Origin of the sequence: Streptomyces albidus (ex Kaewkla and Franco 2022) (assembly GCF_013870515.1) — a bacterium.
In the GTDB taxonomy this organism is placed as follows: domain Bacteria; phylum Actinomycetota; class Actinomycetes; order Streptomycetales; family Streptomycetaceae; genus Streptomyces; species Streptomyces albidus.
Genome location: NZ_JACBXA010000388.1, coordinates 1 through 3,699, shown reverse-complemented (window position 1 = coordinate 3,699; position 3,699 = coordinate 1). Strand labels below are relative to the sequence as shown.

General features: G+C 72.9%; 2 protein-coding genes. One reads left to right on the top strand and one right to left on the bottom strand.

The window, feature by feature from the left end; translation table 11 throughout:
* The coding region (locus H5J26_RS29350) for a DEAD/DEAH box helicase (protein WP_181768997.1) at nt 1-3,201 on the bottom strand (3,201 nt) is incomplete at its 3' end.
* 57 nt (nt 3,202-3,258) lie between these two features.
* On the opposite strand from H5J26_RS29350, the gene H5J26_RS29345 reads away from it, so the two are divergent.
* Nucleotides 3,259-3,699 (top strand): AraC family ligand binding domain-containing protein (locus H5J26_RS29345; protein ID WP_181768996.1); only part of this gene is annotated, 441 nt, incomplete at its 3' end.

The window sequence follows — 3,699 nt, the reverse complement described above, 5'->3', positions numbered from 1 at the left end:
CACGGCGGTGCCCAGCCCGAAACGGGCGGCGGCGTCGGCGGAGATGAACGGCCCGTGCGTACGGGCGTACCGGGCGAGGAGGTCTCCGAGAGGGTCGGGCACCGGCTCCGTGAACGCCTCGGGGACCCCGACGGGCAGCGCGGCGCCCAGGGCGTCCCGCAGACGCCCCGCGTCCTCGACGGCCGCGAAGTGCTGCTTCCCTGCGATGCGCACGCGGATCGCCCGGCGGGCGGACTCCAGGTCGGCCGCCCACTGGGGGTCGGCGCCCCGCTCCCGCAACTGCGCGGTGGTCAGCGGCCCGAGAAGGCGCAGCAGATCGGCGACGCCCTCGACGTCCTTGACGCGGCGGTCCTCGGTGAGCCACTGCAGCTCCTTCTCCAGCTCGCCGAGGACCTCCGCGTCGAGCAGCTCGCGCAGCTCCGCCTGGCCGAGGAGCTCGGCCAGCAGCCGGGAATCGAGGGAGAGGGCCGCCGCCCGGCGCTCGGCGAGCGGCGAGTCACCCTCGTAGAGGTACTGCGCGACGTAGCCGAAGAGGAGCGAGCGGGCGAAGGGCGAGGGGTCGTTGGTGGTGACCTCGACCACCCGTACGCGACGGGACTCGATGTCGCCCATCAGCTCGGACAGGCCGGGCACGTCGAAGACGTCCTGGAGGCACTCGCGGACCGCTTCCAGCACGATCGGGAAGGAACCGAACTCGGAAGCCACCTGGAGGAGTTGAGCGGCGCGCTGCCGCTGCTGCCACAGGGGGGTTCGCTTGCCGGGGTTGCGTCGCGGCAGCAGCAGGGCCCGCGCCGCGCACTCGCGGAACCGGGCGGCGAACAGGGCGGAGCCGCCGACCTGGTCGGTGACGATCTGCTCGACCTCGCCCTTGTCGAAGAGGACGTCGGAGACACCGACGGGCGCCTGCCCCGAGTCGAACGCCGAGTCTCCGCCCGTGGATTCGTCCTCCAGCAGGTCCAGACCCATCAGGTCGGCGTCGGGCAGCCTCAGCACGAGACCGTCGTCGGCGTGCATGACCTGGGCGTCCATGCCGTACCGCTCGGTGAGCCGTGCTCCGAGAGCGAGGGCCCAGGGGGCGTGGACCTGGGCGCCGAAGGGTGAGTGCACGACGATGCGCCAGTCGCCCAGCTCGTCGCGGAAGCGCTCGACCACGATCGTGCGGTCGTCGGGGACGTGGCCGCAGGCGCTGCGCTGCTCGTCCAGGTAGGTCAGGAGATTGCCGACGGCCAGCTCGTCCAGCCCCGCCGCCGTCAGCCGCTCCTGGGCCGCCTCCGCCGAGAGGGACCCGATCTCGCGCAGGAACCCGCCCAGCGCACGGCCCAACTCCAGGGGGCGGCCCAGCTGGTCGCCCTTCCAGAACGGCAGCCGCCCGGGCACTCCCGGGGCCGGCGAGACGAGCACGCGGTCGCGCGTGATGTCCTCGATCCGCCAGGACGTGGTGCCCAGGGTGAAGACGTCGCCCACGCGCGATTCGTAGACCATCTCCTCGTCGAGCTCACCGACGCGGCCGCCGCCCTTCTTGGGGTCGGCCCCGGCCAGGAACACACCGAAGAGGCCCCGGTCCGGGATCGTGCCGCCGGAGGTCACTGCCAGACGCTGCGCGCCGGGCCTGCCGCTCAGGGTCTGCGCCACCCGGTCCCACACGAGCCGGGGCCGCAACTCCGCGAAGGCGTCGGACGGATAGCGGCCCGCGAGCATGTCGAGCACGGCGTGGTAAGCCGACTCCGGCAGCGAGGAGAAGGGCGCTGCGCGGCGGACCAGGAGCAGCAGCTCCTCCACGTCCCACGTGTCCACCGAGACCATCGCGACGAGCTGCTGAGCAAGGACGTCGAGGGGATTGGACGGGACGCGCAGCGCCTCGATGGCGCCCGCACGCATCCGCTCGGTCACGACCGCCGACTGGACCAGGTCGCCCCGGTACTTGGGAAAGACGACTCCGGCCGAGACGGCCCCCACCTGATGGCCGGCGCGCCCCACGCGCTGGAGCCCGGAGGCCACCGACGGCGGGGACTCGACCTGGACGACCAGGTCGACCGCGCCCATGTCGATGCCGAGTTCGAGACTGGACGTGGCCACGACCGCGGGCAGGCGCCCCGACTTCAGCTCCTCCTCGACCTGCGCGCGCTGCTCCTTGGAGACCGAGCCGTGGTGAGCGCGGGCGAGCAGCGGCGGCGCGCCCTTGGCCGCTCCCGACTCGGCCATGAGCTCGGCCGGGGAGTGGTGCTCGGGCATGGGCTCGCCTGTCGCGCGCTCGTACGCGATCTCGTTGAGCCTGTTGCACAAACGCTCCGCGAGGCGGCGGGAGTTGGCGAAGACGATGGTGGAGCGGTGCGCTTGAACGAGGTCGGCGATGCGCTCCTCGACCGACGGCCAGATGGAGGGCTTGCCCCCACCGCCGGGGCCGCCGGCGTCCGGGCCGCCGCTGTCCTGGGCGGGGGAGCTGCCCAGCTCGCCCATGTCCTCGACGGGCACCACCACCGACAGGTCGAACTCCTTGCCGGAGGGCGGCTGCACGACGGTCGCCTTGCGCTGCGGCGAGAGGAAACGGGCCACCTCGTCCACGGGCCGTACGGTCGCGGAGAGCCCGATACGGCGGGCGGGGCGGTCGAGCAGCTGGTCCAGCCGCTCCAGGGAGAGGGCCAGATGGGCCCCGCGCTTGGTGCCGGCGACTGCGTGCACCTCGTCGAGGATCACCGTCTCCACACCGGAGAGTGCGTCACGGGCGGCGGAGGTGAGCATCAGGAACAGCGACTCGGGCGTCGTGATCATGATGTCGGGAGGGCGGCGGGCCAGGGAGCGGCGCTCGGCGGCGGGGGTGTCGCCGGAGCGGATGCCGACCCGGATGTCGGGCTCGGGCAGGCCCAGCCGCAGCGACTCCTGGCGGATGCCGGTCAGCGGGCTGCGCAGATTGCGCTCCACGTCGACGGCGAGGGCCTTCAGCGGCGAGACGTACAGCACTCTGCAGCGCTTGACGGGGTCGGCGGGCGGGGGAGCGGAGGCGAGCCTGTCCAGCGACGCGAGAAAGGCGGCCAGCGTCTTGCCGGAGCCGGTGGGGGCGACCACGAGGGCGTCCGACTCCTCGGCCAGCGCACGCCAGGCTCCCGCCTGGGCGGCGGTGGGCGCGCTGAATGCTCCCGTGAACCATGCCCGGGTCGCGGGGGAGAAGACGTCGAGCGCCGAGGCCGGCGAGGTCTGACCCATGACGTCCATCGTGCACCTCACCGCTGACAACGCCGGAACGCGGCGCAGAATGGATCCATGGAAGCGGGTGAGAGCGCACGGCACTGGCGGCATCCGCAGCTGCCGGAGGTCGACCTGCTGCGCGCCCGCTACCGGAGCAAGACCTTCGCCCGGCACACGCACGACGCCTACACCATCGGGGCCGTAGCCGAAGGCGTGGAGACCTTCCGGCACCTGGGCGCCAGCCACCATGCCGGACCCGGGGGGCTCGCGCTGATCAATCCCGGCGTTCCGCACTCGGCCCACGCGGGCGCTCCCGAGGGCTGGCGCTACGACGTGCTCTATCCGGAACCCGGACTCGTCGCCCGCATCGCCTCCGAGACCACTTCGATACGTGGCACCCCGGGCTTCGTCACGGCATCCGTCGAGGACCCCGAGATCGCCGGACTCATCGCGCGCGTGCACCGCGCCGCGGAGGGCGGGCAGGTCCTCGACGCCGACAGTCTGCTGCGCATCGTC